This window comes from Paenibacillus sp. J31TS4 (assembly GCF_018403265.1).
GTDB lineage: Bacteria > Bacillota > Bacilli > Paenibacillales > NBRC-103111 > J31TS4.
Genome location: NZ_BOSI01000002.1, coordinates 273297 through 287275, shown reverse-complemented (window position 1 = coordinate 287275; position 13979 = coordinate 273297). Strand labels below are relative to the sequence as shown.

General features: G+C 61.0%; 13 protein-coding genes. 4 read left to right on the top strand and 9 right to left on the bottom strand.

All coding sequences use genetic code 11. The features are described from left to right. Positions 1–40: 40 nt before the first annotated feature. Positions 41–1345, top strand: coding sequence for a serine--tRNA ligase (serS, locus tag KJS47_RS12170; RefSeq protein ID WP_213525843.1), 1305 nt, complete (start codon positions 41–43; stop codon positions 1343–1345). Positions 1346–1625: 280 nt separating this feature from the next. On the opposite strand, the gene KJS47_RS12165 is transcribed toward serS, so the two are convergent. From KJS47_RS12165 to KJS47_RS12140, 6 genes are all read right to left on the bottom strand, one after another. After that, on the bottom strand, positions 1626–2138 hold the full coding sequence (locus tag KJS47_RS12165; RefSeq protein WP_213525320.1) for an adenine phosphoribosyltransferase: 513 nt from the start codon (positions 2136–2138) through the stop codon (positions 1626–1628). Between the two features lie 3 nt (positions 2139–2141). After that, positions 2142–4574, bottom strand: coding sequence for a single-stranded-DNA-specific exonuclease RecJ (gene recJ / locus KJS47_RS12160; protein ID WP_213525319.1), 2433 nt, complete (start codon positions 4572–4574; stop codon positions 2142–2144). A 15-nt stretch (positions 4575–4589) separates the two neighbouring features. Then, complete coding sequence (locus tag KJS47_RS12155; protein WP_213525318.1) at positions 4590–5531, bottom strand: cation diffusion facilitator family transporter; 942 nt, start codon at positions 5529–5531, stop codon at positions 4590–4592. A gap of 90 nt (positions 5532–5621) precedes the next feature. Further along, positions 5622–6533, bottom strand: a complete 912-nt coding sequence (gene secF / locus KJS47_RS12150; RefSeq protein WP_213525317.1) for a protein translocase subunit SecF — start codon at positions 6531–6533, stop codon at positions 5622–5624. Continuing rightward, positions 6517–7749, bottom strand: coding sequence for a protein translocase subunit SecD (gene secD, locus KJS47_RS12145; RefSeq protein WP_213525316.1), 1233 nt, complete (start codon positions 7747–7749; stop codon positions 6517–6519). The genes secF and secD overlap by 17 nt, the downstream gene beginning before the upstream one ends. Positions 7750–7900: 151 nt before the next feature. Beyond that, positions 7901–8167, bottom strand: coding sequence for a post-transcriptional regulator (locus tag KJS47_RS12140; protein ID WP_213525315.1), 267 nt, complete (start codon positions 8165–8167; stop codon positions 7901–7903). A gap of 240 nt (positions 8168–8407) precedes the next feature. On the opposite strand from KJS47_RS12140, the gene spoVB reads away from it, so the two are divergent. Further along, the gene (gene spoVB / locus KJS47_RS12135; protein WP_213525314.1) at positions 8408–9973 is read left to right on the top strand and encodes a stage V sporulation protein B; all 1566 of its coding nucleotides are present in this window, start codon (positions 8408–8410) and stop codon (positions 9971–9973) included. A 32-nt stretch (positions 9974–10005) separates the two neighbouring features. Here spoVB and KJS47_RS12130 read toward each other — a convergent pair whose 3' ends face one another. Beyond that, a complete protein-coding gene (locus KJS47_RS12130; protein WP_213525313.1) occupies positions 10006–10722 on the bottom strand; it encodes a DUF421 domain-containing protein in 717 nt (238 codons plus the stop codon). Positions 10723–10941: 219 nt separating this feature from the next. Between KJS47_RS12130 and KJS47_RS12125 the strand changes: the two genes are divergently transcribed. Together KJS47_RS12125 and KJS47_RS12120 are read left to right on the top strand one after the other, a co-directional pair. Beyond that, the gene (locus KJS47_RS12125) at positions 10942–11331 is read left to right on the top strand and encodes a TIGR04086 family membrane protein (protein ID WP_213525312.1); all 390 of its coding nucleotides are present in this window, start codon (positions 10942–10944) and stop codon (positions 11329–11331) included. Between the two features lie 98 nt (positions 11332–11429). Beyond that, on the top strand, positions 11430–12257 hold the full coding sequence (locus tag KJS47_RS12120) for a phosphatase PAP2 family protein (RefSeq protein WP_213525311.1): 828 nt from the start codon (positions 11430–11432) through the stop codon (positions 12255–12257). A gap of 182 nt (positions 12258–12439) precedes the next feature. Here KJS47_RS12120 and yajC read toward each other — a convergent pair whose 3' ends face one another. Both yajC and tgt read right to left on the bottom strand, forming a co-directional pair. Next, on the bottom strand, positions 12440–12754 hold the full coding sequence (gene yajC, locus KJS47_RS12115) for a preprotein translocase subunit YajC (RefSeq protein WP_213525310.1): 315 nt from the start codon (positions 12752–12754) through the stop codon (positions 12440–12442). 83 nt (positions 12755–12837) lie between these two features. Further along, positions 12838–13971 (bottom strand): tRNA guanosine(34) transglycosylase Tgt, encoded by a 1134-nt coding sequence (tgt, locus tag KJS47_RS12110; RefSeq protein WP_213525309.1) that lies wholly within the window; start codon positions 13969–13971, stop codon positions 12838–12840. Positions 13972–13979: the final 8 nt, after the last annotated feature.

The window sequence follows — 13979 nt, the reverse complement described above, 5'->3', positions numbered from 1 at the left end:
CGCTTTTTGTATTTTTATCCGAGAAAGGACCGTGATGACCATGCTAGCAATTGCTTGGATCCGCGACAACCGGGCGCTCCTCGAGCGGACTGCGCGGGATAAGGGCCTCGGCGTCTCGATTATTGGAGACGTCCTTGAGGCCGACGAGACGAGACGCCGTCTCATCGCCGATGCCGAAAGGCTCCGCAAGAGGCGCAACGAGCTCGCCCGGGAGACGGGCGAACACAAGAGGCGGGGAGAGACAGAATCGGCGGCTGCACTAACCGAGGAAGCAAAGGAGCTCGGCGTCCGGCTGGACGAGGTAGCCCAAGAGGAGGCGCGGGCCGCCCGGCGGTTCGAGGAGCTCATGCTCCTCGTGCCCAATCCCGTTTCGGCGGATACGCCCATCGGGGCGAGCGATGCCGACAACGTGGAGGTACGGCGCGTCGGTGTTCCTCGAGACTTCGCCTTTGCTCCGCGCGACCATGTCGAGCTGGGAGAGCTGCACGGGATGATCGACATTCCGCGGGCGGTCCGGATGGCAGGCGCGCGAAGCTATGTGCTGAAAGGAGCCGGCACGCGGCTGCATCGCGCCGTCCAGCAGCTCGCCATGGATCTGCTGGAGGAGCGCGGCTACACGCTTCTCGAGGTACCCATTCTCATGCGCGAGGAAGCGATGACGGCGGCCGGCTTCTTCCCGGCTGGACGCGACCAGACCTATGCGGTGGAGGAGAACACCTGGCTCGCCGGCACGGGCGAGGTCCCGCTCATCTCGTATTACCGCGACGAGGTGCTGGACCTGGCGGAGCCGGCGCGGCTGGCGGCCGCAACCCCCTGCTTCCGCAAGGAGGTCGGCTCGGCGGGCCGCGACACGCGCGGGCTGTACCGGGTGCACCAGTTCGCCAAGGTGGAGCAGGTCGTGCTCTGCCGCCGCGATCCCGAGCTGGCCGACCGGCTGCTCGCGGAATTGGTGGCGAACGCCGAGCAGCTGCTCCGGCTGCTTGAGCTCCCTTACCGCGTCATGGCCGTCTGCACAGGCGACCAAGCGGCCAAGACGCATAAGCAGTTCGACCTTGAGACGTGGATGCCGAGCCGCGGCGCATACGGCGAGACCCATTCGGCGTCGAACGTGCTCGACTTCCAGGCCCGCCGCGCGAATCTCCGCTACCGCGATACGGACGGCCGCCTGCAGTACGCCTACACGCTCAACAATACAATGGTCGCAACCCCGCGGATTCTCATTCCGCTGCTCGAGAATCACCAGCAGACCGACGGCTCGATCGCCATCCCCGCCGCGCTGCGCCCCTATCTGCACGGCGAGAAGCTGCTGACTCCTCCCCAAGCGGAGGAGGAGCAAGAGGCTTAGCAAGAGGCAGCCGTACGCGCTCGTTCGAAGCCGTATGGACGAGCGCATGGACGTCTTGCGGGGACTACGCCCCCGCTCGACGGCCGGCGGCCCGCCCTCCCTCAAGCAAGACGCCTCTTACCGTCCCTTTAAACAAACAAAACAGCCGCTAAGATTCGCTATATGCGAACCTTAGCGGCTGTTTTTGCTCTCTATCCGGCTCCAGCGCAGCATGACTGCCTGCCGGTATTCCGGCTCCAGCGGAGTCCGGCCGGTGAAGCGGCCGTTCCGGAAAGGAGACTTAGTAAGTCATGAGCGAACGGACCTCGATGCCTTCCAGCTTCTCGCGGCCGTTCAAGTAGGACAGCTCGATCAGGAAGGCGGCGCCGACGATCTCCCCGCCCAGCTGCCGAATGAGGTTGGCCGACGTCGCCAGCGTCCCGCCGGTCGCCAGCAGGTCATCGGCGATCAGCACGCGCTGCCCTGGCTGGATGGAGTCCCGGTGCATTGCCAGCCGGTCCTTGCCGTACTCGAGCGAATAGTCCGCCTCGATGCAATCACCCGGCAGCTTGCCGCTCTTGCGGATCGGCGCGAAGCCGACCCCGAGCGAATAAGCGAGCGGCGCCCCGACGACGAAACCCCGGGCTTCAGGTCCTGCGATCATGTCGATCTTGAGGTCGCTGACCATTTCGCGGATCGCATCGACCGCTTGTTTATAGACGGGCCCGTTCTTGAGCAGCGTCGTAATGTCCTTGAACCGGACTCCCGGCTGGGGAAAATCGGGAATGACCCGGATGTACTCTTTAAAATCCATGGGTTAAGCCTCCGTTAGCAATTTGGGAGCCGCCAGCTGGCGTACAATCCAGCCGTGCAGCTCTTGGGCCGAGGAGTAAAGCAGCAGCTCCTCGGTCTTCTGTCTCTCCAGCCGGCCGCGGTACAGTGCCGAGCTGGTCAAATCTCTGCGGCCCGGAGCCGGATGGCAGCGATAGCCGTCCAAGCACCGTTCCAGAAACTCCAGTTCCACAAACACTTCCATAATAAACGTTATGACAGACGGCGGCAACCCCAGCCTGCGGCTCCAGGAAGCGGCGAACTGCCTAGGCTCGACCGTCTGCCCGCCCAGTGCCCGAAGCGCCCCGTACACCTGCTTGAAGCGGTCGCGTCCCGGAACGGACGGTTTTCCCTCTCCCTCCGGTGTCCGGAAGACCGCATAGATTCGCTCCACACCCTCGGCCTGCGTCAGAATCTCGCGCAGCGTGTCCTCCCGGTCCGGGAGCGTGTACAAGATCAGGTCTTTGACCTGCGGGAAGTGGTCCCGCGTACCCTTGTGCAGGCAGCGGACGCCGCCATCTCCCCCGCGACACCAGATGGCGGCCTGGTCCGTGAATCCGGGCGGAAGCAGCGTCAGCTCTTCCTCCCGGAACAAGAGCAGCCCAGGGCCGGCATTGTCCTCCGGCCGGTCCGCCCATAGCGTGGAGGGCACACCGAGCGTCTTCAGTTTCTCCTCAAGACGTCCGGCTCCCCGCCAGTCGAACACCTGGACATGCGGCACACGCAGATCCTGGATCAGCAGCTGGGGCCGCCGGGTGCCGTTCCATTCGTTGACGCTCAGCTCGCCGACCACGTCGACGCGGGCCGCCGGCGACAACCGTCCCAGCACGGCGCTCTTGCCGAAGCCGACCGCCTCGATCGAGGCCGCCGATTCCCGGGCCGCCTCCGTTAGCTGCAGCTTCAGATGCTGCTGCTCTTTGCCCATCGTTCTCCGCTCGCGAATCTCCAGATCGCTGAACACGAAGCGCGGCGACGGATTCCCCATCCCGAACGGGCCAAGCTGCTCCAGCTCCTGGATCGCTGCGAGCGTCACCTCACTGAGCGAGGCATCCAGATCCGCCTGCAACACAGGGACGAAATGCTCGTCCGTCAGCCAGGCGGCCGCCAGCTCGTTGAGGCGGGCCGCCAGCTCGGGAAGATTCTCCCGCCGGACTGTCATTCCCGCTGCCGCCTGGTGGCCGCCGTAATGCTCCAGCAGGTCGGCGCAGGCCGTCAGGGCGGCGTGCAGATCGAAGCCGGGAATGGAGCGGGCCGAGCCTTTGGCGAGTCCGGTCTCGCGGTCGATGCTCAGGATAAGCGTCGGCCGGTAATACGCCTCGAGCAGCCGGGAAGCAACGATGCCGATGACGCCGACGTTCCAGTCTTCTCTCGCGACGACGAGTACCCGGGGGGGACGACCTCCGTCCTCCCGCACGACGGCCTCCGCCTCCTGCCCGATCTCCTCCACAATCCGCTGACGCTCCTTGTTGAGCGCGTCGAGATTCTCCGCCAGCAGAGCGGCCTCCTGCGAATCTGCGGTGGTGAGCAGGCGGACGGCGGTGTCGGCCGACTCCAGCCGGCCGCCGGCGTTGATGCGCGGGCCGAGCGAGAAGCCGAGATGACCCGCGTTCACCTGCCGGCGGTCAATGCCGGCCACCGCCAGCAGCGCCTGCATGCCGGGTCCCGCCGCCTGCCTCATCCGCTCTAGGCCGAGCCGGACGAGAATGCGGTTCTCGCCGGTGAGCGGCATCAAATCAGCAACGGTGCCGAGCGCCGCATACTCCAACAGCTCCTCCGGAAACCGGCCGAGCAGCGCCGTCGCCAGTTTGAACGCGACGCCGACCCCGGCCAGCTGCTTGAACGGGTAAGGACAGCCCGGCTTCTTCGGATTGAGGACGGCACAGCAGTCCGGCAGCGCCTCCGGAGGCTCGTGGTGATCCGTCACGATGACGTCGATTCCGAGACTCGCGGCATACGCGACCTCTTCCCACGCGCTGATGCCGGTATCGACGGTGACGAGCAGCTGCACGCCCTCTTCCTTCGCGCGATCGATCGCTCCCCGGTTTAATCCGTACCCTTCCAGGACGCGGTGGGGAACGTAGCTGTCGAACTTGGCCGAGAGTCCCCGCAGCAGGTGGGTCATCAGCGCCGTGCTGCTGACCCCGTCCGCGTCGTAATCACCATAAATGCGTATTCGTTCTCCTTGCTCGATGGCCTGGCGCAGCCGCTCCACCGCTTCCTTCATCCCGTCAAGCAGATAAGGGTCGTGGGCATGCTCTGCGCCGGCCTTCAGGAACAGCTCCGCCTGCTCCGGGGTCCGGATGCCGCGCGCCACGAGCAGCCTCGCCGCGATCGCGGACAGCCCGAGACGGTCCGCGAGCAGCCGGACCGTCTCCTCCTCCATTCCCTGCACCGTCCATTTGGCTCTGGATGGGAGCATTCGGTTCCCTCCTAACTAATGCAGCAGCGTCGGCTGATGCTCCTGGTCCTCCTCCAACTCCCTCTTGTACGGATAGCCGCCGTCATAGGGAATCACGAAGACATGCACATCGGATAGATGGCTGAACCGCTTCATCAGCTGATGCTGGACACTTTTTGCAATCGCGTGTCCCTCGAGCACCGTAATGCGGGGATTCACGCTAATCCGAATATCGACAACAAAATAGGGCCCGTTCTCTCGCCAGCTCAAATCATCCACCGAGATGACGCCGCGCACCCGCTGGGCGGCGCGGATCAGATCCTCGCGGTCCTCCTCGTCCAGCGCCTCGTCGGACGGCAGGCTGCGGAACTCGGTCAGCAGCCGGTACGCGAGACGAGCGATGAGGAGGGAGATCAAGAAGCCGGCCAGCGGATCGAGGTAGTAAAAGACGGGCTCCTGAAACCACTGCCCCAGCAGCGCCCCCGCCGTTCCTACGAACGCAACGAGCGCCGAGCTGAGGTGCGAGCGCAGCCCCCAGTGGGAGCCGGTATCCCGTCTCCCGTCGGCGTTCCTAAGCCGCCAGGCAGTCAGCAGGACGCCGGCCGCGAGCGTGAGAACCAGCACGGGAGCCGCATACCAGGCCGGAGCGTGGCCGACCCCGCCTTGGACGATCCGCAGCGAGGCGACCGCAAGCTCGACTCCGACGACGAGCAGCAGAGCGGCAGCGATGGCCGATGCGGCAGCCATCGCCTTGCGCCTCGCCTTGCGCGGTGCCGGCGACGGGGATGCGTCCACCCGGGCCTGCACCCAGATGGTTAGGCCCGCCAGAGCGAGCGAGGCCGTATGAACGGCGTCCGCCATAAGCGAAGTAGCGTCCGCCGTGTAGCCGACCCAGCCTTTGAAGACGCTGAGCAGCAGGCTGCCCGCAATGGCAGCCCAGACGGCATTATCCGTTTTTTTCCTGCGTTGACGAGCCATGGAGTGCCACCTCTTTTTGCCACTGTACTTGCCCTCCCGCGTTCCGCCGGAAGAAAAGCCGCGAACCCATTCGGTCCGCGGCGGAATGTGTTAGTCTTTGGCGGCCGCTGGCTTGCGTCCGGTGCCGATCGTTTTCTTCTTAAGGACGAACCAGATCGGACTCGCGATGAAGATGGAGGAATAAGCTCCGCTCAGCAGGCCGAAGATCATCGCCAGGGAGAAATGCCGGATTCCCTCGCTTCCGAAGATCCAGAGACAGACCGCCCCGATCAGAACCGTAAGGACGGTGTTGATCGATCGAGTCATCGTCTGCCAGATGCTCTTGTTCACGAGATCGGCCAGATCGTGCTCGTTCCTGAGCTTGGAGAACCGCTGGTTCTCCCGGATGCGGTCGAAGATTACGATGGTGTCGTTGATCGAATAGCCGACGATGGTCAGCACGGCTGCGACGAACGGCAGGTTGACTTCAAGACGGAACAGAGAGAACAACGTAATGACGAGGAATGCATCGTACAGCGTCGAGACGATCGCCCCGATGGCGAACCGCCATTCGAACCGGATGCTGACGTAGAGGCTGATGCCCACGCTGGCGATCAGAACGGCATAGATAGCCTTGAGCGCCAGCTCGTTGGCTAGCTGAACGTCGACGGTGTTCTCTTCCTTGCTGATTCCCTCTCCGTAGACGGCCTTGAAGCCGCTCACGATCTTCTCGGTCTCTTCCTGAGCAAGCACTTTATCGAACCGGATGGAAGCCGTTTTGCCGCCTACCGTCGGGTTGACGTCCTCATAGCCGGCCTTGCTCAAAATTTCGTTCACCGCAGCTCGGTCCATCGTCTGCTGCGACGTGATGTCGAGCGTCGTACCTGCTTTGAAATCGACTCCGCGGTTCAGGCCGAGCGTCAGCAGCGAGACGATTCCGAGAATGGTCAGCACAGTGGAGAGCGTGAAGAACAGCTTCCGTCTCTTCATGATATCGAACTGAATTTTAGAGATCACGGACATCTGCCTCCTTTACCCCGAATGCTCCGGGTTTCTTGACGACATTGGAGCGGATCAGGAGCTGCAGCAGCAGCCTGGACAGGAAGACGTTGGTCAGAATGCCCACGAGAATACTGAAGATCAGCGTCAGGGCGAAGCCCTGGATCGCACCGGTGCCGAGGAAGTAAAGCACGGCAGCCGCCAGAATCGTCGTCAAGTTCGCATCCATGATGGTGCGGAACGAGCTCTTCGAGCCGGACCGGAAAGCGGACGAGATGCTCTTGCCGTTCCGGATTTCGTCTTTGATCCGTTCATACGTAATGATGTTGGCGTCGACCGCCATCCCGACGCCGAGAATAAGAGCGGCGATGCCGGGAAGCGTCAGCGTTGCGTCCATCAGGACGAACACGACAAGCAGCAGCCAGGTGTACAGAATGAGCGTGACGGTCGCCACCATGCCCGGCACCCGGTAGAAGAAAAGCATGAACAGAATGATCAGGATAAAGGCGATAATACCCGCCTCCATCGTCATCTTGAGCGACTGCTGGCCGAGCGTCGCGCCGACGCTCTGCGTATACTTCTCCGTCAGGTTGAGCGGCAGGGCGCCCAGGTTGATCGTGTCCGCCAGGTTCTTCGCTTCCTCGAAGGAGAACGAACCGGTGATCGTCGCGGTATTGCTGTTGATCACCTGGTTGACCATCGGGTTGGAAATCTGGTCTTCATCCAGATAGATGCCGAGCGCCTTGCCGACGAGCTTGCCGGTTACATCGGCAAACTTCTCGGCGCTGTTCAGCTGGATCGAGACGATCGGCCGCGTTCCATTCTCGTACTCCACCTTCGCGCCGCCAGGCTTAAAGTCGGAGCCGTCCAGCATGACGTTGCCGTCCGGGTCGCGGAAGGTCAGCACCGCGGGCTTCTTCAGCATCTCGCGGACTTTGGATTCGTCCGTCACGCCGGCGATCCGCACGCGGATCCGGTCGGCGCCCTCAGGCGTAATCTCGGGCTCGGCCACGCCCTGGGCGTTGACCCGCTTCTCGAGACTGTGCGCGGTTTGGCGCAGCGATTCCTTAGTCACCGCCTCGCCGCCTTTGACCGGCGTGGCTACGTACAAAATCTCGAAGCCGCCTTTCAGGTCGAGGCCGAGGCGAACCTTCTCAAGGACGCTCTTGCTTGTTGTGCCGATAACGCCGAGCGTAATCGCCACCAGCAAAATAAATACGGCAAAATTCTTGCCTTTCATAACCTGCGAGTCTCCCTTCCATCCTCAATATTCCTATTATACTCACATGCAAAAAGAGCGTCAATTTGACAGATTCCACCAAAACCAGGGCGGAATAGGGTTTTACCCCCTCCTCCCTCCCGAAAGCCGCCAAAAAAAAGGGACTCTCCGTTTAAAAGGAGGCTCCCTTCATCGCCTGAAGCGTGATCCAGTTCATAAACTGATCCGCCTTCAATGTCAGAATATCGTTGACCAGCTTGTGAAGAGGCGGCAGGCCGGATTTCTTGTACTTGCTGCTCACACAGTGCCAAATCTCCTCCCATTCCACGTGGTCGTAACCGAAAGCAGCAAACTCTTCCTTCTTGATGACGCACAAGTTGCGGATGATGACGTCCAGCTCCTCGCGCGTTGGCAGGCTGTCTTCGTAAGATTGCTCCATCGGCGTCCTCCTTGTCCTCTTGATTGCCCTTATCCGTACCTTATTCGCTGGCCGGAGGCGGAATCCTTTTTTTGCATGGCAAAATAGATTCCCTGGTTTCACGCGGACGCACTCAGAAGAGGCGCATAGCGCATCCGTGCCGGGGCGACCCGCCTCGTCCCAGGAAACAGGCATGAGCTTGGCCGCCCGCGGCATAGTCATGTAGGAGAAAGACTATTGTTCGGAAGAGGTGATTGCCACTTGAGCAAATACAAGCAAACGTTTCTGCAGGGAACGCTGATTCTGCTGGCCGCCGGCATGATCAACCGGCTGCTCGGCTTCGTCCCGCGCATCACCCTTCCCCGCATCATCGGATCCGAAGGGGTCGGCTTGTTTCAGATGGGCTATCCGCTGATGGGCGTCGTGCTGACCATCACGACGGGCGGCATCCCGCTTGCCGTGTCCAAGCTGGTCGCCGAGGCGGCGTCGGAGGGCAATGAGAAGCGAGTGCGCGGCATCCTCCAGGTGGCGCTCGCGGTGACGGCGGGACTCAGCCTGCTCTTCAGCGCAGCGTGCGCGCTGGCGGCCCCCTGGATGACGAGCCGTCTTTTTACCGACGACAGAATCTTCTGGTCCTTCCTGGCGATGACGCCGATCATCCCGCTGGCCGGAGTCTCCGCCGTGTTCCGGGGCTATTTTCAGGGAAGACACAACATGATCCCGACGGCCGTTTCCCAAATTGTCGAGACGATGATCCGCATCGTTACCATGCTTGCCTTTGCCTATGCGCTGCTCCCCCGGGGCATCGAGTATGCGGCGGCGGGCGCAATGATCGGCGTGCTGGTGGGCGAGCTGGGCGGCCTCCTGGTCCTGCTGCTGCAGCTGCGGGCAAACCGGCCGAGGCAGCCGGTCTACGGCACCGCGCGCATCGGGCAATCGCGGCTCAGCGGACGCATGAATGCAATCAAGCGGATCTTCCGCATCTCGATTCCGGTTACCGGCAGCCGGCTCGTCGGCTCGTCCTCCTACTTCCTGGAGTCGATCCTTATCATCCACGGTCTTGCGGCGGCCGGCATCGCCACGTCGGTTGCGACGTCGCAATACGGGGCGCTGCAGGGCATGATCATCCCGATCGTCTATCTGCCGAGCGCGCTGACCTACTCGCTTGCGGTCTCGCTTATCCCCTCGCTGTCGGAGGCGGCCGCCCGCAAGGACCAGGCGACGATTCACAAGCGGCTGCACCAGTCGCTTCGGCTCGCACTCGTGTCCGGTGCTCCGTTTGCGGTACTGATGTTCGTGCTGGCCGATCCGATCTGCTACTTCTTGTACAAACAGGCCGATATCGGCATCATGCTCAAGATGATCGCGCCAATCGCCCTGTTCCTCTATTTCAAGGTTCCGCTGGAGGCGGCGCTGCAGGCGCTCAATCGGCCAGGCACCGCTCTGCTGAACACCTTTATCGGAGCCGTCGTCAAGCTGGCGCTTCTCTCGCTCCTCGTCTCGAACCCAAGCTTCGGCATCCTGGGCGCGGTCATGGCATTCTGCGTGACGACGGCGGTTGTTACGCTGCTGGACTGGTCGAGCATCAGCCGGCTGCTCAAGTTTTCGCTTCCCGGAGGCGACCTGCTCAAAATATTCGCCGCCATGCTCGTCATGGGAGGCAGCTGCCGGCTGGTGATGGACGCCACATGGATCGCCCAACCGTTTCACCGGTTCCTACTCTCCTGCCTGCTCGGCATCGGCATCTATCTCGTCAGTATCGTGCTGCTCAAGGTTGTCGATCGGGACGACTTCAAAAAGCTGCCCTGGCTTAGCCGGAGACTGTAAGCCTCCCGCGCCCCCGGGCAGCAGCGGATCCATCATTTGTTCTTTTTGTCGAGAAACAGCTCGCCCCGGTGATCCACGGAGCAAAAGAACACATCCTTGAAGTCGTAAACGCCCTTTTCCTGGAGCCGGTTCTTCAGCCAAAATCTCGTCTGGCCGAGCTGCTGCAAATTGTCGTCCTGCACCTTGCCGTCCATAATAAGGGGGAGAGGCAGTCCTTCGTAACGGAACGTCTCGGCCCCCTTGCCCTTGCTCCTCTCGGCTGCGGTCCCTTCCCGGGCGCGCTCCGTCCCCGCTCTTCCCTTATCCCCCTTCTTTTCGATAACCGTCAACTTGCCGCTCGGCTCCAGAATGGCGAACTCCACGTCGGCCACATTCGTCACCCGGTTCTGCCGCAGCTGCAGGAGCAGGTCGTCGAGGTTGTAGCGCTGCCGGCTCATCTCAGCCCGGTCCAGCTTGCCGCCGCGGATCAAAAAGCTGGGCTTCCCATCCATCCAATAACGGATCCTCTGAAACCGCAGGGCGAGAAGCGCCATGCCGACCTGGATGGCTACCAGCGTCACGATCGGCACGATGCCGTCGCTCATCGGCTTCCTCACATCCTCGATGACGAAAACGGCAATTTCCGCAATCATGATCGAGATGACGAGATCGAGCACGGACAGCTTGCCGATCTCGCGTTTTCCCATGATCCGCATGACCGCGAATACAAGAAAATAGACCAGCACCGTCCTGAGCAGCAGGATCCCCATGCTTCAGCGCCTCCTCCCTCGCAATTACGGCTTGCTCCGTTCCCCGGATCCATCCGGATCCTGTTTCATGAAGTAGTCTGACCCTCCCCAACCTTCCCCATGCGACACAGGTACAGCAAATGCTGGCAGTCTCTCGATTGCGGCGAGGTACTAATCCCCGAAGCTTGACCATACACTGAGGGTAAATACAAGCCTTTTTCGATAAAGGAGGAAACGAAGATGGAAGTGAAGCAACGCCCGACCGGCATGGGGGCAGCCTCCCCAATCCTCTCCGGCCTGCTCTACGCGTTCGTCGTCATGAGCATAGCCGCCGTCGTCACGTCGCTCATCCTGATGCTGACCGATCAGAAGGAGGATGCACTGCCAACCTATGCCTACATTATCCATGCGGTCGCTCTGCTGCTCGGAGGCTGGGTAGCGGGCAAACGCGCCGAGATGAAGGGCTGGTATTACGGAGCCGTCCTGGGGGTCATCTATGCTCTCGTGGTCATCCTGATCGGCTTCCTCGGCTTCGATAAAGGACTCGACCTGCAAACGCTCCTGTTTACCTGCCTGAGCTTCGGCGTCGGTGCGATTGGAGGAATCCTGGGCGTCAACACGAGGAAGTAAAAGAAAGTACACCTTCTGTCTTGATTATGGTATATTAGAGAGGTTCATGCTTTTTTCTTTTATGAATTTCGGCAACCATAATTAGGAGGAAGTCCCAAATGATTACGTTTCAATCCATGACACAGGTCACGCTATGGATTGCGGGCATGGTCTTTGTCCTGCTGTTTGCCGCCCTGCGCGTCAATCCCTTTCGGGTTGGCGGAACCTTTGTCCAAGAGCTGTTCACATCACGCAAATACTTCCTGCACTTTGCCGCCGTCCTGGCGATCCTCTTCTTCAACAAACTTGAGCAATGGGTAGAGCGCCGGATGCCGCCCCAGCCGGACTTTACGTCCTCCATCTACAAGATAGAAGGCGACCTCGTGGCTTCCATCCAGCATTTTTTCCGCAATGATCTGCTGACCGATCTCTCTTCGTTCTTTTACCTGGTCGTGTTTCCGTGCCTTATGGTTGTCTCGATCGGCATTTATACGTACGAGAAGAACTTCAAGCTGTTTCATTCGGTCTGCTACGCTCTCATGCTGAACTACATGATCGCAATTCCGTTCTATCTGTTCCTGCCGGTCAACGAAGTCTGGTATTTCCATCCGAATGTCGACCTCCTCATGCACCAGGTCTTCCCGGCCTTCGAGCAGGATTACCGCCCGCTTTCGGGTCTCGACAACTGCTTCCCGAGCCTGCATACGTCGATCTCCGTTTCGATGGCACTGCTCGCTTCCCGTTCGAACAACGGGTTCTGGAAGTGGTTCACGCTCTTCAGCGCCGTCTTCATCATCTTCTCCATCTTCTATCTCGGGGTGCATTGGCTGATGGATATGGGCGCGGGTCTGATCCTGGGCGTGTTCGCCGCACGGGTAGGGCTGCGGCTGAGCGAGCTGCATACGCTGCCCGGCTATCTCAACGAAGGCAGCCGGCTCAAAGGCTGATTGATTTCCTCCGCTATGCGCCGTTTCCGATCCCCGTTCCTCTCTCAGGAACGGGGATTTTTCATATCCTACGTTCCATGCGTGACGTGGCGATATCCAATTGTGAACGGACACAGCAAAAGAAGCCTTCCGCTGAGCGGAAGGCTTCTGTCTGGTTCGGTTATGTAGCCGGCCGGCGAGTCCTATTCGGACGCAGCGGACGAGGCCTTGACGGCGTTGATCGCCGAACGATCGAACGTCATCTTGGTCGCATCGTTGACGCGAAGGACGACCGTATCGTCGGTGATCTCCATGATGGTGCCGTGCAGGCCGCCGATCGTGGTCACCTTGTCCCCTTTCTTCAAGGCCGAGAGCATTGCGTTCCGAGTCTTCTGTCTCTTCTGATTCGGACGAATCAGCAGAAAATACAGGACCAGGAACATAAGAAGAATCGGCCACAGCGACAGCAGCATGCTGGTGCCGCTCGGTTGAGCCGCGGCTTCCGCCATGTACATCATTGGGGGTTCCCTCCTTTCGTGTTGAACTATCCTCCGGGCAGGCCAGCGCTAGCGGCCTCTCCCGGGAGGCATGACCCTTCCTTTTAAAATCCCCTACTGTTCTCATCCAGTCCATACTGTTCGAAGAAGGCGTCGCGGAAATCGCCCAGCCGATCCTCGCGGATGGCCTGTCTGACCTGCCGCATGAGCTCCAGCAGGAAATGCAGGTTGTGATACGTCGTCAAGCGGATCCCGAATGTCTCGTCCGCCTTGATGAGATGGCGGATGTAGGCCCTGGAATAATGAGTGCAGGTATAGCAGGAGCATGCCGGGTCCAGCGGACCGAAGTCCTCCGCGTACTTCGCGTTGCGGACGACCAGACGGCCCTCGCTCGTCATGCAGGTTCCGTTGCGCGCGATCCTCGTCGGCAGCACGCAGTCGAACATGTCGACGCCGCGGATCGCCCCCTCTACGAGTGCGTCGGGAGAGCCGACGCCCATCAAGTAGCGGGGCTTGCCAGCGGGCAGCAGCGGAACGGTATAATCCAGCACTTGATACATCAAAGGCTTGGGTTCGCCGACACTCAGTCCACCAATAGCATACCCCGGAAAATCCAGGGAAGTCAAATCGGCGGCACTCTGTTTGCGCAGATCCTCGAACATTCCGCCCTGGACGATGCCGAACAGCGCCTGTTCGTCCGGCCGCGCATGCGCCTTGAGGCAGCGCTCCGCCCAGCGGGTCGTCCGCTCGAGCGACTGCTTCGCATAGCTGTGCTCCGCCGGGTACGGCGGGCATTCATCGAACGCCATCATAATGTCCGCGCCAAGGGCGTTCTCAATCTCCATTACCTTCTCCGGCGACAAGAACAGCTTATCCCCGTTCAGGTGGGAGCGGAAGGTAACGCCTTCCTCCGTAATCTTGCGCAGTTCGCTCAGGCTGAACACCTGAAAGCCGCCGCTGTCGGTCAGAATCGGGCGGTCCCAATTCATAAACTTGTGCAGCCCGCCCGCTCTCTTGACGAGCTCGTGCCCGGGACGCAGGAAGAGATGGTAAGTGTTGCTCAGAATGATCTGCGCATCCATCTGCTTCAGTTCCTCCGGCGCCATCGTCTTGACGGTTGCGAGCGTTCCGACCGGCATGAACGCCGGCGTCTCGATTACACCGTGCGGCGTGTGCACCCGCCCCAGACGTGCGCCGGTCTGGCGGCAGGTTTTGATCAATTCATAGGTTACGGCCATGCTCGTCT

Bases quoted from the DNA above. Each gene is read 5' to 3' on its own strand.
- serS (WP_213525843.1), top strand. From the start codon at position 41: ATGCTAGCAATTGCTTGGATCCGCGACAACCGGGCGCTCCTCGAGCGG.
- KJS47_RS12165 (WP_213525320.1), bottom strand. From the start codon at position 2,138: ATGGATTTTAAAGAGTACATCCGGGTCATTCCCGATTTTCCCCAGCCG.
- recJ (WP_213525319.1), bottom strand. From the start codon at position 4,574: ATGCTCCCATCCAGAGCCAAATGGACGGTGCAGGGAATGGAGGAGGAG.
- KJS47_RS12155 (WP_213525318.1), bottom strand. From the start codon at position 5,531: ATGGCTCGTCAACGCAGGAAAAAAACGGATAATGCCGTCTGGGCTGCC.
- secF (WP_213525317.1), bottom strand. From the start codon at position 6,533: ATGTCCGTGATCTCTAAAATTCAGTTCGATATCATGAAGAGACGGAAG.
- secD (WP_213525316.1), bottom strand. From the start codon at position 7,749: ATGAAAGGCAAGAATTTTGCCGTATTTATTTTGCTGGTGGCGATTACG.
- KJS47_RS12140 (WP_213525315.1), bottom strand. From the start codon at position 8,167: ATGGAGCAATCTTACGAAGACAGCCTGCCAACGCGCGAGGAGCTGGAC.
- KJS47_RS12130 (WP_213525313.1), bottom strand. From the start codon at position 10,722: ATGGGGATCCTGCTGCTCAGGACGGTGCTGGTCTATTTTCTTGTATTC.
- KJS47_RS12125 (WP_213525312.1), top strand. From the start codon at position 10,942: ATGGAAGTGAAGCAACGCCCGACCGGCATGGGGGCAGCCTCCCCAATC.
- KJS47_RS12120 (WP_213525311.1), top strand. From the start codon at position 11,430: ATGATTACGTTTCAATCCATGACACAGGTCACGCTATGGATTGCGGGC.
- yajC (WP_213525310.1), bottom strand. From the start codon at position 12,754: ATGATGTACATGGCGGAAGCCGCGGCTCAACCGAGCGGCACCAGCATG.
- tgt (WP_213525309.1), bottom strand. From the start codon at position 13,971: ATGGCCGTAACCTATGAATTGATCAAAACCTGCCGCCAGACCGGCGCA.